The 23,342-nt window shown below is 69.7% G+C and carries 21 protein-coding genes; 11 read left to right on the top strand and 10 right to left on the bottom strand.

Annotation, left to right across the window (positions count from 1 at the left end; all coding sequences use genetic code 11):
- The first annotated feature begins 368 nt into the window (after positions 1 to 368).
- Positions 369 to 1,481: a porin gene (locus tag BM43_RS06405; protein WP_036056307.1), complete on the top strand. Its 1,113-nt coding sequence runs from the start codon at positions 369 to 371 to the stop codon at positions 1,479 to 1,481.
- Between the two features lie 12 nt (positions 1,482 to 1,493).
- The gene (locus BM43_RS06400; RefSeq protein WP_036056309.1) at positions 1,494 to 2,528 is read left to right on the top strand and encodes a nucleoside hydrolase; all 1,035 of its coding nucleotides are present in this window, start codon (positions 1,494 to 1,496) and stop codon (positions 2,526 to 2,528) included.
- Positions 2,529 to 2,645: 117 nt separating this feature from the next.
- On the opposite strand, the gene BM43_RS06395 is transcribed toward BM43_RS06400, so the two are convergent.
- Complete coding sequence (locus BM43_RS06395; protein ID WP_025101227.1) at positions 2,646 to 3,557, bottom strand: LysR family transcriptional regulator; 912 nt, start codon at positions 3,555 to 3,557, stop codon at positions 2,646 to 2,648.
- Positions 3,558 to 3,654: 97 nt separating this feature from the next.
- Between BM43_RS06395 and BM43_RS06390 the strand changes: the two genes are divergently transcribed.
- Together BM43_RS06390 and add are read left to right on the top strand one after the other, a co-directional pair.
- Positions 3,655 to 5,004, top strand: coding sequence for an NCS2 family permease (locus BM43_RS06390; RefSeq protein WP_036056311.1), 1,350 nt, complete (start codon positions 3,655 to 3,657; stop codon positions 5,002 to 5,004).
- Between the two features lie 79 nt (positions 5,005 to 5,083).
- The gene (gene add / locus BM43_RS06385; RefSeq protein ID WP_036056313.1) at positions 5,084 to 6,184 is read left to right on the top strand and encodes an adenosine deaminase; all 1,101 of its coding nucleotides are present in this window, start codon (positions 5,084 to 5,086) and stop codon (positions 6,182 to 6,184) included.
- 22 nt (positions 6,185 to 6,206) lie between these two features.
- Here the strand turns inward: add and BM43_RS06380 are convergent, their stop codons facing one another.
- The gene (locus BM43_RS06380; RefSeq protein ID WP_036057292.1) at positions 6,207 to 7,091 is read right to left on the bottom strand and encodes a LysR substrate-binding domain-containing protein; all 885 of its coding nucleotides are present in this window, start codon (positions 7,089 to 7,091) and stop codon (positions 6,207 to 6,209) included.
- A gap of 138 nt (positions 7,092 to 7,229) precedes the next feature.
- Between BM43_RS06380 and BM43_RS06375 the strand changes: the two genes are divergently transcribed.
- The gene (locus BM43_RS06375; protein WP_052710561.1) at positions 7,230 to 7,889 is read left to right on the top strand and encodes a hypothetical protein; all 660 of its coding nucleotides are present in this window, start codon (positions 7,230 to 7,232) and stop codon (positions 7,887 to 7,889) included.
- A 10-nt stretch (positions 7,890 to 7,899) separates the two neighbouring features.
- On the opposite strand, the gene BM43_RS06370 is transcribed toward BM43_RS06375, so the two are convergent.
- Together BM43_RS06370 and BM43_RS06365 are read right to left on the bottom strand one after the other, a co-directional pair.
- Positions 7,900 to 8,550 carry a DUF2239 family protein gene (locus BM43_RS06370; protein WP_036056315.1) on the bottom strand — a complete coding sequence of 217 codons (651 nt, stop codon included), beginning with the start codon at positions 8,548 to 8,550 and terminating at the stop codon, positions 7,900 to 7,902.
- 114 nt (positions 8,551 to 8,664) lie between these two features.
- Positions 8,665 to 9,255, bottom strand: coding sequence for a TetR/AcrR family transcriptional regulator (locus tag BM43_RS06365; protein ID WP_036056316.1), 591 nt, complete (start codon positions 9,253 to 9,255; stop codon positions 8,665 to 8,667).
- Between the two features lie 119 nt (positions 9,256 to 9,374).
- Between BM43_RS06365 and BM43_RS06360 the strand changes: the two genes are divergently transcribed.
- Positions 9,375 to 10,163, top strand: coding sequence for an SDR family NAD(P)-dependent oxidoreductase (locus tag BM43_RS06360; RefSeq protein ID WP_036056318.1), 789 nt, complete (start codon positions 9,375 to 9,377; stop codon positions 10,161 to 10,163).
- Between the two features lie 101 nt (positions 10,164 to 10,264).
- On the opposite strand, the gene BM43_RS06355 is transcribed toward BM43_RS06360, so the two are convergent.
- Entirely contained in the window at positions 10,265 to 11,392 is a 1,128-nt protein-coding gene (locus tag BM43_RS06355; protein WP_036056320.1) for a 4-hydroxyphenylpyruvate dioxygenase family protein, read from the bottom strand.
- A gap of 412 nt (positions 11,393 to 11,804) precedes the next feature.
- On the opposite strand from BM43_RS06355, the gene shiA reads away from it, so the two are divergent.
- The 5 genes from shiA to BM43_RS06330 all read left to right on the top strand — a co-directional run bounded on the left by shiA (position 11,805) and on the right by BM43_RS06330 (position 17,005).
- On the top strand, positions 11,805 to 13,109 hold the full coding sequence (gene shiA / locus BM43_RS06350; protein WP_013690266.1) for a shikimate transporter: 1,305 nt from the start codon (positions 11,805 to 11,807) through the stop codon (positions 13,107 to 13,109).
- A gap of 88 nt (positions 13,110 to 13,197) precedes the next feature.
- Entirely contained in the window at positions 13,198 to 13,968 is a 771-nt protein-coding gene (locus BM43_RS06345) for an IclR family transcriptional regulator domain-containing protein (protein ID WP_036056322.1), read from the top strand.
- Between the two features lie 500 nt (positions 13,969 to 14,468).
- Positions 14,469 to 15,494 (top strand): sensor domain-containing diguanylate cyclase, encoded by a 1,026-nt coding sequence (locus BM43_RS06340; protein WP_036056324.1) that lies wholly within the window; start codon positions 14,469 to 14,471, stop codon positions 15,492 to 15,494.
- Between the two features lie 133 nt (positions 15,495 to 15,627).
- Positions 15,628 to 15,894, top strand: coding sequence for a RebB family R body protein (locus BM43_RS06335; protein WP_036056326.1), 267 nt, complete (start codon positions 15,628 to 15,630; stop codon positions 15,892 to 15,894).
- Positions 15,895 to 15,958: 64 nt separating this feature from the next.
- Positions 15,959 to 17,005 carry a hypothetical protein gene (locus BM43_RS06330; RefSeq protein WP_036056328.1) on the top strand — a complete coding sequence of 349 codons (1,047 nt, stop codon included), beginning with the start codon at positions 15,959 to 15,961 and terminating at the stop codon, positions 17,003 to 17,005.
- Positions 17,006 to 17,069: 64 nt separating this feature from the next.
- Here the strand turns inward: BM43_RS06330 and pelG are convergent, their stop codons facing one another.
- From pelG to BM43_RS06305, 5 genes are all read right to left on the bottom strand, one after another.
- Positions 17,070 to 18,440 (bottom strand): exopolysaccharide Pel transporter PelG, encoded by a 1,371-nt coding sequence (pelG, locus tag BM43_RS06325; RefSeq protein WP_036056330.1) that lies wholly within the window; start codon positions 18,438 to 18,440, stop codon positions 17,070 to 17,072.
- 15 nt (positions 18,441 to 18,455) lie between these two features.
- Positions 18,456 to 20,030 carry a GT4 family glycosyltransferase PelF gene (gene pelF / locus BM43_RS06320; protein ID WP_036056332.1) on the bottom strand — a complete coding sequence of 525 codons (1,575 nt, stop codon included), beginning with the start codon at positions 20,028 to 20,030 and terminating at the stop codon, positions 18,456 to 18,458.
- A gap of 8 nt (positions 20,031 to 20,038) precedes the next feature.
- Positions 20,039 to 21,214, bottom strand: coding sequence for a hypothetical protein (locus BM43_RS06315; protein WP_036056334.1), 1,176 nt, complete (start codon positions 21,212 to 21,214; stop codon positions 20,039 to 20,041).
- Positions 21,201 to 22,712, bottom strand: coding sequence for a PelD GGDEF domain-containing protein (locus BM43_RS06310; protein ID WP_036056336.1), 1,512 nt, complete (start codon positions 22,710 to 22,712; stop codon positions 21,201 to 21,203). The genes BM43_RS06315 and BM43_RS06310 overlap by 14 nt, the downstream gene beginning before the upstream one ends.
- Before the next feature lie 70 nt (positions 22,713 to 22,782).
- Positions 22,783 to 23,334: a DUF4136 domain-containing protein gene (locus BM43_RS06305; protein ID WP_036056338.1), complete on the bottom strand. Its 552-nt coding sequence runs from the start codon at positions 23,332 to 23,334 to the stop codon at positions 22,783 to 22,785.
- Positions 23,335 to 23,342 lie beyond the last annotated feature (8 nt).

The following is a 23,342-nucleotide window of genomic DNA, read 5'->3' as shown; positions in this document are numbered from 1 at the left end:
CCGCCGGCGGCGGGCGTTGTCATCGAACCACAGTCGGGCACCCCGGCCCGACGCGCCTGGCTGCGCCATCCACGTGCGCCGCGCACCATCCTCGGGCGCCCGCCAGCGGCCAGGCCGCCGGCGCGCTCGCTTCCCCTTCCCACCGCAAACCGCCTCGCCGCCCGCAAGCCCTCACCGGGCCTCGCTCGGGCCGCCCGTCGCCAGCACGACGTCGCCATGCCCGGCACCGTGCATCCTCCGCCATCCCCATAAATCGAATTGATGGATTCATAAAAATCACAAACTTTTTTTATTCAACCCGGCTTCGTATAGTCGAGCCCGTTCCCAAGCAATCCCAATCATTCGAACGACTCGCACCCACCACACGCATGAAGACCTCTCTCAAACTCGCCCCGCTCGCGGTGCTCGGCGCGGTCGCGATCCAGGCATCGGCGCAGAGCAGCGTGACGCTGTACGGCCTGATCTCGGCCGGCGTCGGCTACGCCACCAACCAGGGCGGCAAGAACGCCTGGCAAGCCCTGTCCGGCACCAACCAGAATCCGCGCTGGGGCCTGAAGGGCAAGGAGGATCTGGGCGGAGGGCTGAGCGCGATCTTCCAGCTCGAGAACGGCTTCAACGTGATGACCGGCACCGCCTCGCAGAACGGCCGCATGTTCGGGCGCACCGCGCTGGTCGGCCTGGCGGACAAGCGCTACGGCACCCTCAACTTCGGCCGCCAGTACGACGCGATCCATGACTACATCGGCCCGATCATCATCGCCAGCAACGGCGTGAACATCGGCGACAACGACAACGGCTACAACGACATCCGCGTGCAGAACTCGGTGAAGTACGTGAGCCCGGAATGGTTCGGCCTGAAGGGCACCGCGCAATACGGCTTCAGCAACGCCACCGGCTTCGCGAACAACAACGCCTACAGCTTCGGGCTCGGCTACGAGCATGGCCCGCTGCGCTGGAGCGCCGTCTACGCGCAGTACAACAACCCGTTCAGCCCGAGCAACCCGGACGGCGCGATCTCGAACGACTACGCCTCGCCGATCCTGATCTTCGACAAGAGCGCGACCAACCCGTCTGTCTATGCCAAGCGCCAGCGCATCGCCGGCACCGGCGGCTTCTACACGATCGGCCATGCGCAGTTCGCTGCGCTGTTTACCGACGTGCACTACGACTACCTGGATAATTCGCACCTGCATCTGCAGAACATGGGCGTGAACGTGGTCTACACCATGACGCCCTCGCTGTTCCTGGGCGCGGCCTATGGCTTCACGCGCGGCACCTACGACGTGATCAACCAGAAGCCCAAGTGGCACCAGGTCAACCTGCAGGCCGACTACTTCCTGTCGAAGGCCACCGACATCGCGTTGACGGTGATCGTGCAGCAGGCCGCGGGCGACGCGTCCCATGCGCAGATCTTCGCCTTCGCGCGCTCGACCACCAATCGCCAGATGGTGGCCACGCTCGGCATCCGTCACGTCTTCTAACTCCGGAAAACCATGTCCAACACCAGCAGGCGCTCCTTCCTCAAGACCGGCACCGCGCTCGCGGCCGGCACCTTGCTGCCGCTCGCCGGCTTTGCCGCCGGCGAACGGCGCAGCGTGATCATCGACTGCGATCCGGGACAGGACGACGCCATCGCGATCCTGTTCGCGCTCGGCGCCAGCGACCGGCTCGACGTGCGCGCGCTGACGGCGGTGGCCGGCAACGTGCCGCTCGAGCTGACCGAACGCAATGCGCGCATCATCCGCGACTGGGCGGGACGCACCCGGACGCTGCCGGTCTACGCCGGCTGCCCGCGGCCGCTGATGCGCGAGCTGATCACGGCCGCCAACGTGCACGGCAAGACCGGCCTGGAAGGCGTCGAGCTGCCCGAGCCGCAGGCGCCGGTCGCGCCGCAGCACGCGGTGCAGTACCTGGTCGAGACGCTGCGCGCGGCGCCGAAACAGAGCGTGACGATCTGCGCGCTGGGCCCGCTGACCAATCTCGCCACCGCGCTGACCGAGGCGCCCGAGATCCGCGACGCGCTGCGCGAGATCGTGCTGATGGGCGGCGCCTTCTTCGAGCGCGGCAACATCACGCCGGCCGCCGAGTTCAATGTCTATGTCGACCCGGAAGCGGCCCGCATCGTGCTGGCCTCGGGCGTGCCGATCGTGGTGCTGCCGCGCGACGTGGCGGTCAAGGCGCCGATCACGCCGGCGCGCATCGAGCCGTTCCGCGCGCTCGGCAATCGCTGCGGCAAGGTCGTGGCCGACATCATGGCGGCCGAGGTGGCCTACCAGAACAAGCGGCGCGGTGTCGAATCGGCGCCGATGTACGACCCGAGCGCGACCGGCTACCTGGTCGATCCCTCGCTGTTCAAGGGCAAGCTGGTCAATGTCGAGGTGGAGACCACCGGGCAGTGGACGCTCGGCGAGACGGTGGTGGACTGGAGCGGGCACAGCGGCCGCAAGCCGAACGCGACCTGGATCACCGAGGTCGATGCGGATCGCTTCTACGCGACGCTGCGCGAGAAGATCGCGACGCTGCCCTGAGGGCGCGTCACGCGGAACGTTGGGGGCATTGCGTGGAACGCGAGCCCCGCTCGGCGACGGCCGAGGGCGACCGGCACGGTTCGCCATGCGGATCATCGCGACGAGCCAGCCGACGCGCTACAAGCCGCGCCGCAGCCACTCGCGGCACAGCCGCACGTGCGGGCCGCGATCGTCGCCGGGCAGGGAGATCAGCGAGATCGCGCGCGTCACGCGCGGCTTGTCCAGGCGCAGCGCGACCAGCTCGGGATCGTGCAGGTGCAGGGTGTAGAGGCTCGGCAGGATGGCGACCGCCAGGCCGTTGCGCGCGAGCGCATAGAGCGGCTCGGTGTATTCCATCCGGTAGGCCAGCTCCAGCGGCAGTTTCTGCGCGCCGCCGGTGCGGGCCAGCGCATCGATCACGCTGCCGCGCACGAAGCCGCCCAGCTCGCGATCGGCCAGCCGCGCCCAGGGCACCGACTTGCGGCGCGCCAGCGGATCGTCGCGACGCAGCACGGCCACCAGTTCGTCCTCGAACAGGTCCTCGTAGCGCAGTGTCTCGTCGCTGTCCTCGGGCTCGTGCACGCCGATGCCGAGATCGGCCGAGCCGTCGCGCACGGCGGCCGTCAGCGCCGGGTTCGGGCTGTCGGTCAGCGCGAAGCGCAGCTCGGGATGGCGCGAGCGCAAGGCCTTGAGCGCGGGCAGCAGGCGCCCCGCCACGGAAGGAATGAAGGAGATGCGCACGGTCTTGGTGCGCTCGCTGAAGGTGCGCGCCATGTCGTCGAAGCTGCCGCGCGCCTGGTTCAGCAGGCGCTCGGCCAGCGGCAGGATGCTCGCGCCGGCGGCCGTCAGCGTGAGCCCCTGCGAGGAACGCGCGAACAGCGGGCCGCCGAGCAGGAACTCGATCTGCCGGATCGCGGCGGTCAGCGCCGGCTGCGTCAGTGACAGCGACTGCGCGGCCTGCGTGAAGCTGCGCGCATGCGCGAGCACCACGAAGTACTGCACCTGGCGCAGGGTCAGCGCGGGCAGCAGCGGAGAACGGTTGGACGGCATCGTCGGGAAAGCGCGGCAGGCCGGCGGTTGAACGGGATGGGCCGCAGTATAGGCGGGATGGGCGATGCCAAATAATTCAGACAGGATGAAGACGAACATGGCAGCAAGCAAGGGCCCGCAGGCAGCGGCGCCGGACAACTGGCTCGAACGGCGCTTCGCGCTGCGCGAGCGCCGCAGCAGCGTGCGCACCGAGGTGCTGGCGGGCCTCACCTCCTTCCTGGCGGCGGCCTACCTGCTGGTGGTGATCCCCTCGCTGCTGGCCAGCGGCGGGATGGACCGCGGCGCCGCCACCACCGCCACCATCATCGTGTTCGTGCTGGCCAGCGTGCTGATGGGGCTGTATGCGAACCTGCCGTTCCTGGTCGGGCCCGGCATCGGCGGCTCGGTGATCGTCGGCGTGACCCTGGCCGGCGCGGAGCACGTGCCCTGGCAGACCGGGCTCGGCATCGCCTGCGTGTCGGGGCTGCTGTTCCTGGCGCTGACCCTGGCCGGCGCGCGCAGCCTGGTGATGCGGCTGGTGCCGGCGCAGATCAAGCTCGGCCTGGGCGCCTCGATCGGCCTGTTCATCGCCGTGCTGGGCTTTCGCAACGCGGGCATGGTGATCGTCAACGCCAGGACCAATACCCTCGCGCTCGGCGATTTCACGCGCCCCGGCACCTGCGTGGCCCTGATCGGCCTGGCCGCCGCGGTGGTCCTGCAGGGCCGCAAGGTGCCCGGCGCGATCCTGTGGGCGATCCTGATCGCGGCGGCGGCCGGCGTGCCGCTCGGCGTGACCCACCTGCCGGCGGCCTGGCTCTCCTGGCCGCACCCGATCGCCCCGGTGGCGTTCCAGCTCGACCTGCCCGGCGCGCTCACGCTCGCCTCGCTGCCCTACCTGTTCGCCTTCTTCGCCGCCGAGTTCTTCTCGACGCTAGGCACCACGCTGGCGGTGGGCGCCAAGGCCAACCTGCTCGACGAACACGCCAACCTGCCCAACATCAATCGCCCGTTCCTGGTCGACTCGATCGCCGCCACCCTGGGCCCGCTGCTCGGCATTCCGGCGCTGACGGCGCTGGTCGAGTCGGCGGCCGGAGTCGAGGCCGGCGGGCGCAGCGGGCTGTCCTCGCTGGCGGCCGCCGCGATGTTCGCCCTGATGCTGCTGTTCGTGCCGGTGGCGCTGATGGTCACCAAGGAGGCCACCGCGCCGGCGCTGATCCTGATCGGCCTGTCGATGTTCGGCACCATCCGCCAGACCCGCTTCGACGACTTCACCGACGCGCTGCCGGTGCTGTCGATGGTGCTGCTCACGCTGATGGCCAACAGCTTCGGCACCGGTATCGCCGGCGGGCTGCTCTGCTACGTGCTGGTCAAGCTGCTGGCCGGGCGTTTTCGCGAGGTGCCGCTGGGGCTGGTGCTGCTGGCGGTCCCGCTCGGCTACTACTTCTGGACCGTCGTGAAGCCGCATTGAGAGCTGCGGGTTCACGACCTTCATCACCCGCTGTTGCTGCAGGATCCAGGCAATACCGATAACGAGAAACGAGATTCCCATGAACGAGACACCCGGCAACGTGCCGGCCGCGCGCACCGGCATCGTCCTGACGCCGGCCCATCGCGCCTTCTTCCGCGCCCTGCCCAAGGTCGAGCTGCACTGCCACCTGCTGGGCGCGGTGCGGCGCGAGACCTTCATCGAGCTGGCCGAGCGCACCCGCGCGCCGATCGAGCGCGCCGAGATCGAGGCCTTCTACACGCGTGGCGAGAAGCCGGTGGGCGTGCTGCGCGTGCTGCGCGCGCTCGACCAGCACCTGCTCACGCGCGCCGACGACCTGCGCCGCCTCGCCTACGAATACCTGGAGGACGCGGCCGCGCACAACGTGCGCCACAGCGAGTTCTTCTGGAATCCGACCGGCACGGTGCGCGTGTCGGGCATCGCCTATGCCGACGCGCAGGCCGCGATCGTCACCGCGATCCGCGACGCCGCGCGCGATTTCGGCATCAGCGCCAGGCTGATCCCGAGCATCGACCGCGAGGCCGATCCCGACGAGGCGGTGCAGATGGTGGACTGGATGAAGGCCTGCCGCGCCGAGGAAGTGGCCGGGATCGGCATCGACTACCGCGAGAACGACCGCCCGCCCGAGCTGTTCTGGAAGGCCTATCGCGAGGCGCGCGAGGCCGGCTTCCGGACCACGGCGCATGCCGGCGAGTTCGGCATGCCCTGGCGCAACGTCGAGACCGCGCTCGAGCTGCTGCGGGTGGACCGGCTCGACCACGGCTACACGATCGTCGACAACCCGGCGCTGGCCGAGCGCCATGCGGCGCGCGGCACGGTGTTCACGGTGGTGCCGACCAATTCCTACTACCTGCGCACGCTGCCGCCCGAGCAGTGGGCCGAACGGCACCCGATCCGCCGGATGCCCGGGCTCGGATTGAAGATCCACCCGAATACCGACGACCCGACCTTGCACAAGGTCAACCCGAGCGAGGCCTGGGAACTGATGCACAGCCATTTCGGCTTCGGCATCGAGGCCTTGCGCGAATTCATGCTCAACGGGATCGACGGCGCCTGGGTGGACGAGGCGACGCGGCAGGCCTGGCGCGCCGCCTGGGGCCCGGAATTCGACCGGCTCGCGGCCGCGCTGGCGACCGCCTGAAACAGGCACGAGTGCGCGGCGTTCAGGCCGCGCTCTCGAACAGCCAGTCGAGGAATACCGTCAACTCGCGGTCGTTGGGGGCATCGCGATACAGGCAGTGGAACGGCGCGCCTTCGAGCCGGACCTCGGGAAACAACTGCACGAGCCGCCCCTGCTCGATGTCGCCGGCCACCATCGCGCGCGGCACGAGCCCGATGCCGAGGCCACAGACGGCCGCCTGCAACAGCAGGAAGAACTGCTCGAAATAGCGGCCGCCGAGCGTCTCGCCGGTCGGCACGCCGGCATTGAGGAACCAGAAGCGCCAGGCCTCGACGATGCCGGTGTAGTGCAGCAGCCGCGCATTGCGAAGGTCGGCCGGCTCGCGCAGGCGGTCGAGGTCGGGCAGGCGCGGCGAGCAGACCGCCACCGCCTGGTTCGCCATCAGCCGCCGCGAGACATAACCGTAACGGCGCAGGTTCGGCTCGTAGCGGCGCACGATCACGTCGTTCGACTCCTCGATCTGGTCCAGGCTCATCTCGGCCGACACCACGATCTGCACGTCGATATCGGCATGCCGCGCCTGAAAGGCCGCCAGCCGAGGCACCAGCCAGCCGTGCGCGAACGAGGCCGAGGTATTGACGCGGATCACGCGCGCCGCCGCCTCGCCCGTCATCTGCGTGGTGGCCTCGCCGAGGCGCCCCAGGCAGCTCGCCACGTCGGCCAGGTACTGGCGCGCGCGCGGCGTCATCTGCAGCGATCGGCCCTTGCGCTCGAACAGCTTCTGTCCCAGGTAGTCCTCCAGCACGCGAATCTGCTGGGTGATGGCGCTATGCGTGACGCACAGCTCGTCGGCGGCCTTGGCGAGACTCTTCAGGCGCCCGGCGGCTTCGAAACTGCGCAGGGCATTCAAGGGCGGCAGGCGGCGCATCGGCGGCTCCATTTCCAAGATTTTCTTGCATATCTAGCAGAATCTTTCAATTGGAGGAAGCTTCACCGCGCCTTAAAATCGGGATCTCATCCCGATTTCCGCTTCCCTCATGCGAGTTTTACTGCGAGGTTCGCCTTGATGCGCGCAGGCCCTGCCGTCCTGCTCGGCGCGGCCCTGGCCAGCCTCGTGCTGGCCGCCTGCGCGAACCAGAATCCCAACGAGCGCATCACCGGCACGGGCGGTGGCATGATCCGCTACAGCTCGCGCCAGGTCACCGTCGATCTCACCCCCGCCGAACGCGCGAGGCTGGAGAAGGTACGCCATCACGGCTTCGCGCGTGCCACGCCAGACCACGCCATCGAGGCGGTAGCTGCGGCTTTGAAGGCGGAAGCTTATTCGCCGGTGACGAGCGATGTCGAGTCGGGCATCGTCGAGGGCGGGCGCAGCAAGGTGCTGATCGCGAAATGGCACGAGGTATTGCGCGGCGCGCTGAAGCAGAAGTTCGGCGCCCTGCCGGCCAAGCCCGATCACCAGTACACCACCGCGCTGGTCAGCGTGCGCGCCGACGGACACGGCGGCGCCGAGGTGCGCGCGCGCTTCGAGAACACCGTCTACGACAGCAATGGCGATTCGAAAACCTGGACGCTGACCGATGCGGCCAGCTATGACGATTTCTTCAAGCTGGTCGGTGCGGCCCTGGACGGCGAGCCGATCGGCAAGGCCGCGGAATCGGCCGGCACCACCGAGGCACCGCGCCCGACGACGATTGCGCCGCCGCCCGCCGCCACTCGACCGTGATCCTGAGGTTTCAGCGCCATTGCGCCCCGGGCTCCGCGAGCCGCAGCAGATGCTCGCGCAGGTCGCGCGGCCAGGCCTCGATCCGATCGTGAAAGCCCGCCATGTCGCCAGCGAACAGCGCGCGCGAGGCTTCCTCGAAGCCGGGCAGATCGCCGGCCAGCGCCGACATGAAGTGGTAGGCACGCTCGTTGGCGAGGCGCCGGCGATCGCGCTCGCCATGTTCGCGCCGCGCCTCGTCGACCAGCTTGCGCAAGGCCACCGACGCGCCGCCCGGCTGGGCGGCCAGCCAGTCCCAATGCCTCGGCAGCAAGGTGACCTCGCGCGCCACCACGCCGAGCCTTGGCCGGCCGCGCCCGCGCGGCGCGCTGCCGGCCTCGCCGCTATCGGGAGCCACCGCCTCACCCGGCGACGGCTCAGTCACGGGAATCGGTTCGGGTTGCTGGTCCGCTGCGGTGAAACGCGCGCGGATTTCCTCGTCGCTGCCGCGCAGATCGACATCGATCGAGCGGCCGGTCGCGTTGTCGAACAGCAGCACCGGGCCCGGCGCCGGCGTCCGCGTCGCGTGCCGGATCGCCACCGCTACCGTGGCGAGATCCCCGGAGACGAGATGGGTCACGCCATCGAAGCCGGTATAGCGTGGAAGAAAGACTGGATCGGACATGGCGTCTACATCGAGGCCTGGTTGCCAGGCAGGGTGATCGGATTAGCGCAGAATATTACCCGGACAAAAATAAGGCCGTCAATCCGCAAGGGATGACGGCCTGCCTACCAGATCTCAAACAGCCGACGGCGACGCTTCGGGCACCGGCCCGGCATGCGGCACGTTGTGCTCGATCCATGCGCGCGTCTCGCGCAGCATCTCATCGGACAGCGCCGGATCGTCGGACAGGCGCGCCAGGATCATCGCGCCCACCATGGCTGCCCAACTGCCGATCGCGGCGCGTCGTGCCAGCGTTTCGTCGGCGCCCTCGATGCTCGCCGCGAAGCGCGCCACCTGCCGACCGAGCCCGCCGCCCAACGCGCCACGCACCTCGGGCGCCTGGCGCGAGGCCTCGGCGCCGAGCGCCGCCAGCGGGCAGCCGGCGGCCGGATGGTCGCGGTGGTCGGGCGTCAGGTAGGTGGCGGCGTACTCCAGCACGTTCAGCCCGCGCAGGTCCTCGCTGCCCTTCACCACCTCGGCCAGGGTCTGCGCAATCAGGTCTTCCTTCGACTTGAAGTAGCCGTAGAAACCGCCGTGCGTCAGCCCGGCCGCGCTCATCACCTCGGCCACCGTCACCGCATCGAAACCGCGCTCGCGGAACAGCCGGCTGGCTGCCGCGAGGATCTGCCGCCGATTCTCGGCGACCTGCTCCCGACTCACTCTCATACGCACCTCCCATCCAATGCTTGACATGATACATGATCGACATCATGATTAAAAACATGACGGCCATCATGAATAAATCGATGCCGGTCTTACCCCCATTTCCTTCCTGGAGAAACAGCATGTCGAAGCTTCCCGCAGTGCTCGTCACCGGTGCCTCCACCGGCATTGGCGCCGTGTATGCCGACCGGTTCGCGAAACGCGGCCACGACCTGGTGCTGGTCGCGCGCAATCTCTCGCGCCTGACCGAGGTCGCGAACCGCCTGCGCGCCGAATACGGCGTGAACGTCGAGATCCTCAACGCCGACCTGACCAAGCCCGAGGACCTGCGCCGCGTCGAGGCGCGCCTGGCCGAGGACGCCAAGATCGGCGTGCTGGTCAACAATGCCGGCACCACCATCCCGGGCGGCTTCGTGCAGCAGACGCCCGACGCGGTCGAAACCCTGATCACGCTGAACACCACCGCCCCGGCGCGGCTGGCCGCGGCCGTCGCGCCGCGTTTCGCGCGCGAGGGCCAGGGCGCGATCGTCAACATCAGCTCGGTGGTCGGCTTCGCGCCGGAACTGGGCCTGACCGTGTATGGCGCGACCAAGGCCTTCCTGACCTACCTGTCGCATGGCTTGCGGCTCGAGCTCGAACCGAAGGGCGTGTATGTGCAGGCGGTGCTGCCGGCGGCCACGCGCACCGAGATCTGGGATCACGCCGGGACCGACGTGAACTCGCTGCAGGCGGTGATGGAAGTGGACGAGCTGGTGGACGCGGCGCTGGCGGGCTACGACCTGCACGAGGCGGTGACCATCCCGACCCTGCACGACGACGGCCAGTGGCGCAATTACGAAGGCGCGCGCCAGGCGATCCTGCCGAACATCTCGCAGGTGCACGCCGCGCCGCGCTACAAGCAGGTCGCGTAAGGCCGAGGAAACCGGGCGAGAAGAACGAAACGGCGCGCGAGAACCGCGCGCCGCCATGAAGCGGGAAATCCGGGTAGCGGAAATCCCGGTCGGCGGGCGCCTCAGGCGCCCGTTGCCTTTCTGGCCCTGGCCAGCACGCCGAGGTTGCCCTCGCCGAAACCATGATGGCCGCTGCGCTGGACGATCTCGAAGAAGATCTCGCCGGGCCGGCGCTTGACGAAGGTCTGGAGGAACAGGCTGGGCACGCCGTCGACGATCTCGCCATCGACCAGGACGCCGCGCTTGCGCAGCGCCGCCACGTCGAGCCCGTGGCCCGGCAGGCGCGTATCGATCGAGTCGTAATAAGCGGCCGGCGGCTCGACGAAGCTCACGCCGTTGGCGACCAGCGCATCCACCGAGGCGAGGATGTCGTCGGTGGCCAGCGCGATGTGCTGCACGCCCTCGCCCGGATGATCGGGCAGGTAGTCGTGCATCAGTTGGGTGCGCCGCGTGCCTTCCTCGTAGAGCGGAATGCGTACCTCGCCGCCGGGCGACACCATCACGCGCGATTCCTCCGACACATGCCAGTTCGCGTTGATCTCGTGGATCTCGCGGAAATGCAGCAGGTCGCGATAGAAATCGAGCCATTCCTGCATGCGCCCCGCGCCGACCGTCTGGGTCAGGTGGTCGACCTGGACCAGCCCGGTGCCGGCGTACTGCAGGTCGGCGTGGGCGGTGGCCGGGTCGATCGGCCGGAAATCGATGTCGAAGATCGAGATGTCGCCGACGCCGCCCGACAGGCCGCCGCGGCCGCGCCAGCGATCGATGAAATAGATGTGCGAATCGCCGATGCCCTGGATCGCCGGAATCGCCAGCTCGCCCTGGCCGATGCGCTCGCCCTCGAAGGCCCAGGCGCCGAGTTCGAGCGCGCGGTCGAAGGCGCGCTGCGCGCTGTCGACGCGGATTCCGATCGCGCAGATCCCCATGCCGTATTCGCCGGCGTAGCGCGCGGCGAAGGAATCGGGTTCGGCGTTGAGCAGGAAGTGCATCTGTCCTTGCCGGTACAGCGTGACGGCCTTGCTGACGTGCCGCGCGATCGCCTTGAAACCCAGTTGCTCGAAGCGGTGCGCGAGCGCGTCGGGCGCGGGCGCCGCGAACTCGATGAATTCGAGCCCCGCCATGCCGAGCGGGTTCGCGTCCGACGGGACGGGGCGCGCCGAGGCCGTCGACGCGGGAAAGTGGCTGGACATCCGTGGTCTCCAGGAACAGACAGTGTTGCGGGGCTGCGTGGCGCGACGGCTGGTTCCGTCGCAGCCGCAATTTTAACCAGATCGTTCACTTCGACCCAAGCCTTCCCGGCGATCGGGCCGCATGTCTCGCAGCCGACAGTCTGCGGCGCGACGGGTTCGTCCGGCAATCGGGCACATCCAGCAGCAAGGCCACGCTGGCTCCCGCCACCTCCCCGCGCGCCTAGTGCTAACCCGGAAAACGATCGATCATCGCACGGATTTGAACGATAATCGCGCGCCGGCGTTCGCCACGCATTGTCGCGAGCACGCCGCGCCCCTATGCTGCGAGCATTTTCGTCGCGACGACAGTCAGGCGCGACGCGATGCAGCCGGCCAGGCCCGCGGCCGGCCCCGGGACGACAGGAGACAGCCAATGACCCCCGCTTTTGATTCACTCGATCAGGCCGGCGCGCGCCGCGCCCGCAACCAGGCGCGCAAGGCGGCGCTGGGCAGCTTCGTCGGCGCCGTCGTCGACTGGTACGACTTCCTGCTCTACGGCATCGTCGCCGCCCTGGTGTTCAACGCGGCCTTCTTCCCCAAGGTCAGCCCGACCATGGGCACGCTGGCCGCGTTCGCGACCTTCGGCGTGGGCTTCCTGTTCCGCCCGCTCGGCGGCGTGGTGTTCGGCCACTACGGCGACCGGCTCGGCCGCAAGCGCATGCTGGTGCTGACGGTGATGATGATGGGCATCTCGACCGTGGCGATCGGCCTGCTGCCGACCTTCGAGACCATCGGCTGGTGGGCGCCGGTGCTGCTGGTGGTGCTGCGCGCGCTCCAGGGCTTCGCGGTGGGCGGCGAATGGGGCGGCGCGGCGCTGATGGCGGTGGAAAGCGCGCCGGCGAGGAAGAAGGCCTTCTACAGCAGCGGCGTGCAGGTCGGCTACGGCGTGGGCCTGGTGCTGGCCACCGGCCTGGTCTCGCTGCTCAACCACACGCTCGGCGAGCAGGCGTTCCGCGCCTGGGCCTGGCGCATCCCGTTCCTGATGAGCGTGGTGCTGGTGCTGATCGGGCTGTGGGTGCGCGCCAGCATGGAGGAGTCGCAGGAATTCGTCGAGAAGGTCGAGCAGGGCCATCGCAAGCTGAAGATGCCGGTGATCGAGGCCCTCACGCGCCACCCGAAGGCCTTCCTCTACATCGTCGCGCTGCGCCTGGCCGAGCTGTTCACGATGTACATCGTCACCGCCTTCGCGCTCAGCTACTCGACCGCCAATCTCGGCATGTCGCGCGAGCTGTTCCTCAACATCGGCCTGCTGGTGGGGGCAATCAGCTGCGTGACGATCCCCTGCTTCGCCTGGCTGGCCGACCGCTTCGGCCTGCGCCGCGTCTACATCACCGGCGCGCTGATCGGGCTGGCCTCGGCGGTGCCCTTCTTCGTCGCGCTCGAGGCGCGCGCCACGGTGTGGATCGTGATCTTCGCGGTGATGCTGGCCAATATCGCGCACGACATGGTGGTGAGCGTGCAGCAGCCGCTCTTCACCGAGCTGTTCGGCGCCGAGTACCGCTACAGCGGCGCGGGCGTGGGCTACCAGTTCGCCAGCGTGGTGGGCGGCGGCTTCACGCCCTTCATCGCGGTGGCGCTGGTCAGCGTCGGCGGCGGCTCCTGGCACCTGGTGGCCGGCTACCTGGCCGCCGGCTGCCTGATCTCGGTGATCGTCGCGGCGCGCATGCGCCCGGCCTGAAGCACGCCTGAATGCCGCCTGAAACGCGCGCGCCCGCCACGGCGGCCCGGCCTCGCGCCGGCCGCCGTGCCTCTCCCGGACCCGGCCCATGAAGAAAGCCCCTCTCGACAAACGCGACTGGATCGCCGGCCTGGAAAAAGGCCTGATGATCCTGGAGGCGTTCGACAGCGAGCACGCGCGCATGACGCCCACCCAGGCGGCCGCGCGCACCGGCCTCACGCGCACCGCCGCGCGACGCTACCTGCTCACGCTCGAGTCGCTCGGCTACGTGCAGACCGACGGGCGGCTCTACGGCCTCACGCCGCGGGTGCTGCGGGTAGGCTGGTCCTACTTCGACTCGGCGCGGCTGCCGCGCATGGTGCAGCCCTACCTGCAGCAACTGAGCGCGACGCTCAACGAATCGGCCTATGTCAGCGTGCTCGACGACTGGGAGCTGGTGGTGATCGCGCGCAACGGCGTGTCGCGCGTGATGAGCACCGGCTTCGTGCTCGGCGCGCGCGTGCCGGCGCCGCTGGCCTCCGCCGGCGTGGTGCTGCTCGCGCACCGGCACGATCCGGACGAGGTGGCGGCCTGGCTCGCGACCACCGAGCTGCCGCCCTACACGCCGCACACGCTGACCAACAAGACGCGGCTGCGGCAGAAGATCGAGCAGGCCCGCGACGACGGCTACGCGGTGATCGAGCAGCAGTTGCAGGTAGGCGTGCGCGGCGTGGCGGTGCCGCTGCGCAACCGCCAGGGCGAGGTGGTGGCCGCGCTCAGCACCAACATGCCGATCGGCGGCGAGACGGCCGAGGCCGCCCTCGCGCGCGTGCTGCCCTCGCTGCAGGAAACCGCGCTGGCGATGCTCAACGTGCTGTGAGCCCGGCGCGACCGCACCCGGCGCCGCGGCCCGCCCGCTGCACACCGCAATGGCGTCGCCCCCCGTTTGCCGAGCCGCCCCGCCGGCCGCACGAATCGATCCGGCATGACACCCAAGGATCCAATCGGATGTGAATTCGCGAACCGATGCATCGGCGTGCGAAGCGTCGCGGCGGTGTCACGTATGAGGAAAACGCAGCCGTGCCCGAAGCCTTCGAGGCCACTTCACCGGCCTTTCGAAAACGCCTTGCGGGACGGCTTCGCGGCGGGAACTATCGTCACAAAAAGGAGCAAGGCCGAAGCCGGGATCGAACCGCCTGGGCTGCATCGATACATTCGCGCCGAGGGCGCTCACCAGCGTCCCGATTTGCATTATGCTTCGCGCAAGCGCGGCGCCAGTCCACCGGCGAGCATCGCGCGATCGCTGCTCCGGTTCCACCCGATGCCGGCCGCGCCCGCCGATCGGCCGCCACGCCCAGGCATCCCACGCAGGAAAGCTCCGTGTCACTCCAGCCTCCGCCTTCGTCCTCCCCTTCGGCCGAAACGCTGCTCGAAATCGTTCACGCCCAGACCGAGATCGCGAAACTCGGCCTCGATCTCGGCAGCGTGATGGCCTTCGTCGCCGAACGCGGCCGACGCCTGACCGGCGCCCAGGGCGCGGTGATCGAACTCGCCGAGCAGGACGACATGGTCTACCGCGCCACCGCCGGCATCGCCGCCGACCTGCTCGGCCTGCGCCTGAAGCGCGCCGGCAGCCTGTCGGGCCTGTGCGTGCAGACCGGCGAGATCATGCGCTGCGACGATTCCGAAACCGACGATCGCGTCGATCGCGCAGCTTGCCGCCGCGTCGGCCTGCGCTCGATGCTGGTCACCCCGCTGCGCCATCTCGACACCACGGTGGGCGTGCTCAAGGTGATGTCGCCCGAGGTCGGCGCCTTCGACGAGGCCGACATCCAGGTGCTGAAGCTGATGTCGGAGCTGATCGCGGCGGCGATGTTCCATGCCGCCCACAACGAGACCAACGAGCTCTACCTGCGCGCGACCCACGACGCGCTGACCGGCCTGCCCAACCGCGCGCTGTTCTACGACCGCCTGCGCCAGGCGGTGCAGGTGGCGCAGCACTCGGAAGGCGCGCTCGGCATCCTCAACCTCGACCTGGACGGCCTCAAGCCGATCAACGACCGCTTCGGACATCGCGCCGGCGACGCCGCGATCCGCGAGGCGGCGCTGCGCATCGCCCGCTCGGTGCGGCGCTCGGATACGGTGGCGCGCGTCGGCGGCGACGAATTCGGTGTGATCCTGCCCGGCATCGGCGGCCGCCGGGATGCCGAGCGGCAGAGCGAGCGGATGACCGAAACGGTGGCCGAGCCCTTCGAGTTCGAGGGCCACCAACTCGATCTCGGCGTGAGCGTCGGCATCGCGATTCTGCCCGACGACGGGGTCGACATGACGGGCCTGATCGACCGCGCCGACCAGGCCATGTACGCCACCAAGCGCCAGCGCAAGGGCGACGACGGCAGCCGCTGAAGGCGGGAAGCCGTCCCGGCGCACAAGCCCAAGTCCAGGCCCAGGTTTACACGCTGGCGCGGCCCCGGCCGACGTGCCACCATGTGCGCGCGACGCGCATTGGCTCGCGCCGCCTCACCGAGGAGCAGCGACCATGGCATTCCCGACCGCCGTCAACACCCAGATCACCGATGCCGTCACCCAGGCCGATACCGAGGTGCTCGGCGACGCCCCGGCCGTGGCGATGGGCAATCTCTTCGTGGCGACTGCGCAGGCACTCTCGAACGCCGCCCACAACGCCACCAGCGCCCAGCAGCAACAGAACATCACCGCCCAGGCCGCCACCGTGATGGGCGTGGCCACGCTGTATTCGATCGACACCGCCGCTACCGGCGAAGCCACGGCGCACATCCTCCAATGACGGACGCGGCAAGGTCCGCTCGGGCGGGCCTGCCGTCCACCTTTCCATCCAGCAGGAGTCACCCATGACCGTCATCGTTTCAGGCCGGCTGCAGCAAGGCCTCGGCAGCTTGTCGGAACCCTCGCGGATCGCGCTCGCCTTCGTCGACGGCGGCATCGAGTGGCTCGCCTGGGCCGTCGCCTCGCCCAGCGCCCGCTACGAGTTCCCCGACGAGACGCATCTGCTGGACGGCGTGCAGCGCGGCCTGCACGCCTCGCCGCTGACCTTGCTGCCGACGCTGCAACTGCTGGTCAGCCCGGTCAAGCTGCTGACGCTGAGCCTGGCCGACCTGCGCGCGCTGGCGATCGTCGAGGCCGGCGACGATTCGGACCTCGCCGTGTCGCGCTCGCGCGCGGTGCTCGATGCGCATCACCTGCTGCCGCGCGAGGAACTGGCCACCGGCACCGGCTGGCTGGCCCAGCTGGGGGTGGAAACCGCGCCGCTGTTCCAGGCCCTCGACCTCGACGGCAGCCTGGCGCTGGCCGCGCTCGGGCAACTGCCGGAGCTGGCGGGCCATGCCGAATACCTGCAGCGCGAGGCGGCGGCCTTCGGCATCGAGATGGCGCGCACGCCCCAGGAATTCTGCGATTACTTCCGGCTCTACCTCGACCGCGTCGACGGCCTCGGCAACCACGCCGCCACCAATGCGGCGCAGCGCCGCGACGCGGCGCGCACGGCGGTGCAGACGCTGCTGCCGCTGCTGTTTGGCGCACTCGACTGCCCGCAGGTCGGCGGGCTGGTCGGTCCGTCGGCGGTGGCCGCCGCCGTGCAGGCCTGGCTGCGGCAAGGGCGGATGCTCGGTTTCGCGCGCCTGTCGCGCGGCGCGCAGCAGATGGTCCGCCATGGCGGCTACCGCGACCAGGCCGCCCACGAGGCGCGGCACCTGGTGGAGCGCTACCTGGCGGCGGCCGGCGAGCTGCTGGCGGCGAACCCGGTCGAGCGCGGCGTGATGGGCCAGGACGGCGCGACCTGCTCGTTCCGCATCGAGCACGGCGCGCGGCAGGCGGTGCTGCAACTGGCGCCGGACGGCGTGGTGTCGCTGTCCGCGTTCCACCCGGGCGCCGTCGGCTGAGGCACCGAGGCGGGCGTCCCGGGCGCAGGCCGGGCCCGCCCGCACGAAGCGCTGACGGCAGCGCTCACTGCAGCATGAAGGTCTCGTATTCGAGCGTGTCGAGCTTGCGATCGAGCCAGTAGAGACTCGCCAGCATCACCACGAACAGCGCGAGCGCGAAGCCATAGCCGTAGGCGGCGGGATTCGAGGCCAGCGTCAGCGCGGTCAGCAGCACGTTCAGCACCACGAAGGCGCCCACCAGCCACAGCACGATGCGGCGCTTGTCGAGGTAGAAGAACACGTTGATGATGCCCATGAACACCACCTGCATGCTGGCGGCGATCACGTCGATGTAGAGCAGCGGCAGGTAGAGCGCCGGAATCCCCAGCCAGCGCAGCAGGGTCGGCGCGGCCGCGAACAGGATCAGCGCGGCCATCGCCTGGATCTTCAGGATTTCCCACACGCCCTCGCGCAGCGCCTCCACCATGGCGCGCTGCATGCGCTCGATGTGCTGCAGCGAGGCGCCCTCGCGCACCGCGTCGTAGAACGCGTCGTAGTACTCGACGAAGTCGGTCTCGATGCGCAGCAGGAACACCGCCATGCCCGGGATGATCGCCAGGTAGGCGAGGAACACCGGGATGTCGTAGATGATCGAGGCGCGCAGCGGCCCGATCACCGGCTGGCCGGTGCCCGCCGAGTACCAGAACATGAACTTGTCGATCCAGATGCCGAGGTTGTAGAGGAAACCGATCAGCATCAGCGAGGGATAGCGGTAGCGCTTCTCGAAGATCTCGAAGGAGATGAAGCGGTCGCTGTCGAAATCGCGGTAGATCAGCCCGAGCAGGCCGCACAGCAGCACCGCCTGGCCCGCCACGAAGCCGGCCAGCAGGCCCGTCAGCCCGAAGCCCTTGAGCGCCAGCGCGGCCAGCGCGGTGGCCGCGTAGCCGACGAAGAACACCACGATGATCGCCACGTAGCGCTTCATGCCCGACAGGAAGATGGTGGCGATCCAGATATTGCTCATCACCACGAAGCCGGCCAGCATCAGCAGCCGGTAGCCGGCGGTCTGGCCGCCGAACGCGAACAGCGCCAGCAGCGCGCCGATCAGGGCCGAGGCGGCCGTCACCACCAGCATCACCGCGTGGAAGTTCGGCAGCACCAGCTCGCGGCGCTTCTCGAACAGGCGGTCCGAGGTGAAGCGCGTGTACCAGAGCTGCAGCGGCCCGGTCAGCACCAGCGAGACCGCGATCAGGTAGGTGACCGACACCTGGAACTGCGTGACCGCGCCGTTCGGCTTGACGAAGGGCACGCTCAGCACGCCGATCAGCAGGATCCCGACGATCGACAGCACCCAGGGCCCGGCGCCGATCAGCCCCGCGTAGGTATAGGCCTGCATCAGCCCCGTCAGCGTGTTGCGACGGAGCATCTTGCGCAGCTCGAATCCGATTCCGGCCATGGTTCGCCGCCCTCCTCAGTGCGCCGCGCGGGCCGGCGGCCCGTCCGCGGCCGGCTGCGCCGGCGCATCCGCCAGGCGCCGGTACAGCGTGCGATAGGCGCCGATCATCTGCTCCTGCGTGTAGTAGCGCTCCACGCGCGCCACCCCGGCGCGCTGCGCGGCGTGCCAGTTATCGTCCTGGAACAGCTCGATGGCGGCCTCGGCCAGCGCGCGCGGGTCGGCGATCTGCACCACCCGGCCCGCCGCGCCGAGCGCCGCGTCCTCGCCGGGCAGGCCCTCGATCAACTGCCGGCAGGAGCCCACGTCGGTGGTCACCGAGGGCACGCCGGCCGCGAAGCCCTCCAGCACCACCAGCGGCAGCGCCTCCGAGATCGAGCTGAGCACCAGCAGCCCGCACTTGGGCAGCAGTTCGTCGATCTTCTGGAAGCCGAGGAACTTCACCTTGTCCGCGAGCCCGAGGCTGTCCACCAGCGCGCGGCATTCCTGCGCATAGGCGAGATCCTCGTCCTCGGGGCCGGCGATCCAGGCCTCGGCCTCGGGCATGCGGCGCAGCACGGTCAGCATGGCGCGGATGAAGGTCTTGATGTCCTTGATCGGCACCACCCGGCCGATCAGGCACAGCGTCTTGGGCACCGTCGCGGCGCGTTGCGCGCGCAGCGGCGCGAGACGCGCCAGGTTCACGCCGTTCGGGATCGTGCCGGTGCGCGCGGCTGGCGCGCCGTCGAGGATCTGGCGCTGCCGGTTGCCCTCGTAGAGCGCGATGATGTCGCTGGCCGCGTCGTAGCAGGCGCGGCCCAGGGCCTGGAAGAAGCGCACCCAGAGATCGCGGAAATAGCCGACCTGCGAGACGTCGCGCTCGAAGATGCTGCGGTTGTCGCGAATCCACTCGCTCTGGAACAGGTCGATCTTGCGTTCCTTGGTGTAGATGCCGTGCTCGGAGACCAGCAGCGGCCGCCCGCTGCGGTAATGCGCGAGCGCGCCGAGGAAACCCGCGTAGCCGGTCGACACGGTATGCAGCACCTTGGCCGCCGGCAGACCCTCGGCCACGCGCGCGAGCTGCCAGAGCGGCTTGTGCATGATGCGCACGGTCCAGAAGTAGTCGACGAAGGACGGGTCGGTGCAGTGCTTGCGGTATTGGTCGGTGAGGAAATCCCAGGCCTGCTTCGAGTACAGGAAGGCGTCCTCGCCGAGCGCGCCGCCCGGCTTCAGGTCCTCGAGCATCGACTTGAGCAGTTGCGCGCCCACCTCGCGCATCGCCGGGTTGCGCATGGTCTCGTGCAGCTGCGCCGAGCGCGCGAAGGCCTGGGCGTCGCCGCCCATCTTCTTCACCAGCGGCGGCGGCGCGAAATCGTAGAGATAGTGGGTCTCCAGGTGCACCACGTTGTCGGGCAGCGCGTACTGCTGCTTGACGTAGTCCTGCGGGCGGCTGCCGAGGAAGCACAGCGCGAAGCTGTGCTCCGGAAAGGCGCGGATCATCTGGTTGACCCAGCTCGACACGCCGCCGCTCACATAGGGAAAGGTGCCCTCTAGCAGCAGCAGCACGTCGGCGGAGGTGGCGCGCGGCAGCGCGGGCGTGGCCGGTGTGGTCATGGTGGAACTCATACGCGGGGGGCGCCGGCGGCGGTGGCGGCCGGTTGCCAGAAATCGAGGGCGGCCTGCAGGGTCGGCGTGACGGCATGCCGGTCCATCGCGCCCAGCAGGCTGCGCACGCGCGGGAAATCGCGGCGCCAGTAGGCGGCCTCGGCCAGGTAGGGCAGCAGCCGGTCGCGCGGGAAGCCGCAGTCGATCGCGCGCTGCAGCATCGCGTCGGCCGCGTCGAGGTCGCGGCGCAGCAGCGCCAGCCGGCCGCGCAACCGCCACAGCGCCGCGTCCTCGGGAATCAGCGCGAGCGCCGCCTCGGCGTAGCGCTCGGCCTGCGAGATCGCGTTGTCGTAGACGTCGCCCGTCACCAGTTGCTGGTAGATCAGCTCGCCGTACAACTCGGCCAGCACCTTGTTCGAGCGGGCCCGCTCGACGCCGGAGCGCGCCGCGCCGCCGGGCGCGTCGAGCACGGCGCGCTCGGCCGTGATGCGCTGGGTCAGGGCCTTCTCCTTGCTCTCCAGGCTGCCGTAGGCCAGCAGGCGGATGTCGTCGAGCGGGTCGGCCAGCATCTCCTGCAGGATCGGCGAGACGGTGCGCACCGGCAGCGACTGCATCGCGAGCAGCGCCGTCATGCGGAAATCGACACTGGCCTCGGCATTGCGCAGCTCGGCCTTGAGCCGCGCGCCGCGGCCGTAGGACACCGAGCCGATCAGGTACTCGGCGAATTCGGGCTCCTCCACCGTGTTGACGGCCAGGCTCGCGCGGTTGGCCGGCAGCACGCGCGACAGCACGAAGGCGCCGAGCGTGCAGAGGACGCCGCCCAGCGGCACCGCGAAGTCGAGAAAGCCGAGCAGCAGCAGGCCACGCCAGGTAACGGGCCTGAGCCGGCGCGGCAGCAACCGCGCGCTGCCGGTGGCGGCGAACAGCGCGGCCAGCAGCTGCACCAGCAGGCACAGCGCGAAGACTCGCGTATTGGCCTCGGCCGCCGCGGCCGCGGCGCCGGCATCGACCGGCATGCCGCTCAGCCATTGCGCCGACGGATCGGGCAGGCTGCGCAGCGTCAGCAGGCAGGCCAGCAGCTGCAGCGCGATGCCGAGCGCCAGCGTCAGCGCGGCCAGCAGCGCGCCGAGCGCGTCGCCGGCCGGCGCGCGCGGGCTGGCCGGATCGGACCGGCGCGGCTCAGCCGGCGACACCGCAATGCTCCATCAGCTTGACCAGCGGGCGTATCGGCTCGCTGGCCGGCACGTTCATCGAATAGACCGCCACGTGGGCCGCCTCGAAATCGACGCCGAACTGCGCGCGCAGGTTGTCCTCGATGCGCAGCAGGTAGCCGTCCACGCCGCTCGCGCCGGACAAGGGCATCAGGGTCAGCACGGCGCGGCGCTTGCTGCCGATCACCTCCCACTGCGAATCGAGCGCGCGGCGCGTGCGCACGATGTGCTCGCTGAGCGCGGCGCCCTGCTCGTCGTTGTCGAACACCAGGGTGACCACCGAGGACAGCACCTTCGAATCGCGGCGCAGGTGCACCAGCCGCGCGTAGTCGAGCGCGAAGCGCTGCGGGCAGGCCGGGAAGGCGCTCAGCATCTCGTGCGAGACCTCGGCATGGCGCACGCCGTCGGCGTAGAAGCTGCAGAGCACCAGCAGGAACTGCAGGTTGTCGCGGGTGAGCGCCAGGAACGGCATGCGCTCGATCGCCACCACGCCCACCGGCTCGCCCTTCACGTCGAGCAGCGGCACGCAGGCCAGGTAGCGGCTGCCGATCGCGGCGGCGCCGGCATGCGCCTGCGCGTCGACATGCACCAGCCGGCGCGTCTCGATCGCCTCGCGCACCAGCGGATCGTGCACGTCGAGCGGCCCGGCGCCGCCCACCGAGGCGGCCGCCTCGGCCGCCGGCGCGCCCTGCCGCCAGGCGTGCACGCTGGCCACCTCGAGCTGCACCGCCTGCGCGGCCGCGTCGAGGAAGGCCTGGGCGCCGCGCAGCGCGAGATCGCCCTGCTCGGCCGGCGTCGGCAACTGCTCGAACACCACCGCGCGCAACCGCGCCAGCGAATCGCGCAGCGTCGCCGGGCGGCTCAGCAGGTCCTGCTCGAGCCGCTCGTGCGAGAGCCGCAGCATGAACTGGTTGCGCGTCAGGATCGACAGGCGCTCGGACAGGTAGTCGTTGGCGATCCGGTTCTGCCGCAGCCGCGACATCCAGATGTCGCCGAACTGGCCGGTCAGCAGCGTGAGGAAAAAGCCGCCGAAGAAGAAGCCGACCGGGAACGGCCGGCTCAGCACCGTGTCGCCGGTGAACACCGCGCTCGCGCCGCCGGTGCCGGCCGCCACCGCGGTGACGACCGGCACCGGCACGGCCGGATAAAGCAGATACCAGGCGGCCAGCAGCACGAAGCCCGATACCAGCCCCGCCACCGAGCCGTAGCGCAGCGAGACCACCACCGGCACCAGCCAGATCCACCCGAAGCCGCTGTGGATCAGCAGCGGATCGTCGGCCGAGAAGGCACGGCACAGGCCGATCGCGATCAGCGTGAAGCCGAGCGTCTCGAGCAGCGCGACGGTGCGCCGCCGCGCGCTGCCCTCGGGCGGCGCGATCAGCGTGCTCCACCATGCCGCCGCGCCGGTCGCGCGCACGGTTCGCGACCGCGGCGCCGCGCGCGACTCGCCCGGGTCCGGCCCGGTTGCCTGGGTATTCATGCCCACCGCCTGATCGATGTCGATATCGGTTTCATCACCGCCCCGCCCTCGCCCACGAACCCATGGAGGCTCAGCGGCCGAGCGGCGCGAGCAGCTCGCGCTCGAGCTTCTGCGCCACGCCCGACAGCGCGTCGCGGCTCCAGCCGGTACGGCTGCCGGTGCCGGTCCAGACCACCTTGCCGGTCTGCACGTCGATCACGTCGAAGCTCAGGCCGACGGCCGGCTCGCCGTCCACGCCGACCTTGTAGCGCCACTCGTTGACCGAGCCGGTCAGCGCGTAGTGGATGTTCTGCTGGCGCGCCCAGTTCAGCGCGTTTTGCTGCGCATCGGACTTGGCCGGGTCGAACAGGGTCTCGTCGTCGCCGCCGCCCGGGTAGGCCACCAGGTTCTGGTAGCCGAAGGTGCGCAGCAGGCTCTGCGCGATCGAGCCGGCGCGCTGGCCGGCCTGCGGCGTCTCGGTGTGGTTGGCGATCGGCAGGACGGTCCAGGTCTCGCCCTTGGCGGCGGGAATCGCCGCGCTCTGGTCGAGCACCGCGCAGCCGCCCAGCGCGGCCGCCGCGAGCGTGACCGCGCCGGCCAGCGCGACGGCCCGCAGGTGCCGCGATGCGTGCTTCGTGTTCATGCGTTTCT

The sequence above is a fragment of the Burkholderia gladioli genome (assembly GCF_000959725.1).
In the GTDB taxonomy this organism is placed as follows: domain Bacteria; phylum Pseudomonadota; class Gammaproteobacteria; order Burkholderiales; family Burkholderiaceae; genus Burkholderia; species Burkholderia gladioli.
Note: the sequence above shows the minus strand (reverse complement) of the source record. Positions and strands in the feature narration are given on the sequence as shown.

Excerpts from the sequence above, each read along its gene's own strand:
- BM43_RS06405 (WP_036056307.1), top strand. The coding sequence starts at position 369 with ATGAAGACCTCTCTCAAACTCGCCCCGCTCGCGGTGCTCGGCGCGGTC.
- BM43_RS06400 (WP_036056309.1), top strand. The coding sequence starts at position 1,494 with ATGTCCAACACCAGCAGGCGCTCCTTCCTCAAGACCGGCACCGCGCTC.
- pelF (WP_036056332.1), bottom strand. The coding sequence starts at position 20,030 with ATGACCACACCGGCCACGCCCGCGCTGCCGCGCGCCACCTCCGCCGAC.
- BM43_RS06360 (WP_036056318.1), top strand. The coding sequence starts at position 9,375 with ATGTCGAAGCTTCCCGCAGTGCTCGTCACCGGTGCCTCCACCGGCATT.
- BM43_RS06345 (WP_036056322.1), top strand. The coding sequence starts at position 13,198 with ATGAAGAAAGCCCCTCTCGACAAACGCGACTGGATCGCCGGCCTGGAA.
- BM43_RS06365 (WP_036056316.1), bottom strand. The coding sequence starts at position 9,255 with ATGAGAGTGAGTCGGGAGCAGGTCGCCGAGAATCGGCGGCAGATCCTC.
- BM43_RS06375 (WP_052710561.1), top strand. The coding sequence starts at position 7,230 with ATGCGCGCAGGCCCTGCCGTCCTGCTCGGCGCGGCCCTGGCCAGCCTC.
- add (WP_036056313.1), top strand. The coding sequence starts at position 5,084 with ATGAACGAGACACCCGGCAACGTGCCGGCCGCGCGCACCGGCATCGTC.
- BM43_RS06380 (WP_036057292.1), bottom strand. The coding sequence starts at position 7,091 with ATGCGCCGCCTGCCGCCCTTGAATGCCCTGCGCAGTTTCGAAGCCGCC.
- pelG (WP_036056330.1), bottom strand. The coding sequence starts at position 18,440 with ATGGCCGGAATCGGATTCGAGCTGCGCAAGATGCTCCGTCGCAACACG.
- BM43_RS06305 (WP_036056338.1), bottom strand. The coding sequence starts at position 23,334 with ATGAACACGAAGCACGCATCGCGGCACCTGCGGGCCGTCGCGCTGGCC.
- BM43_RS06310 (WP_036056336.1), bottom strand. The coding sequence starts at position 22,712 with ATGAATACCCAGGCAACCGGGCCGGACCCGGGCGAGTCGCGCGCGGCG.
- shiA (WP_013690266.1), top strand. The coding sequence starts at position 11,805 with ATGACCCCCGCTTTTGATTCACTCGATCAGGCCGGCGCGCGCCGCGCC.
- BM43_RS06370 (WP_036056315.1), bottom strand. The coding sequence starts at position 8,550 with ATGTCCGATCCAGTCTTTCTTCCACGCTATACCGGCTTCGATGGCGTG.
- BM43_RS06355 (WP_036056320.1), bottom strand. The coding sequence starts at position 11,392 with ATGTCCAGCCACTTTCCCGCGTCGACGGCCTCGGCGCGCCCCGTCCCG.
- BM43_RS06330 (WP_036056328.1), top strand. The coding sequence starts at position 15,959 with ATGACCGTCATCGTTTCAGGCCGGCTGCAGCAAGGCCTCGGCAGCTTG.
- BM43_RS06395 (WP_025101227.1), bottom strand. The coding sequence starts at position 3,557 with ATGCCGTCCAACCGTTCTCCGCTGCTGCCCGCGCTGACCCTGCGCCAG.
- BM43_RS06390 (WP_036056311.1), top strand. The coding sequence starts at position 3,655 with ATGGCAGCAAGCAAGGGCCCGCAGGCAGCGGCGCCGGACAACTGGCTC.
- BM43_RS06335 (WP_036056326.1), top strand. The coding sequence starts at position 15,628 with ATGGCATTCCCGACCGCCGTCAACACCCAGATCACCGATGCCGTCACC.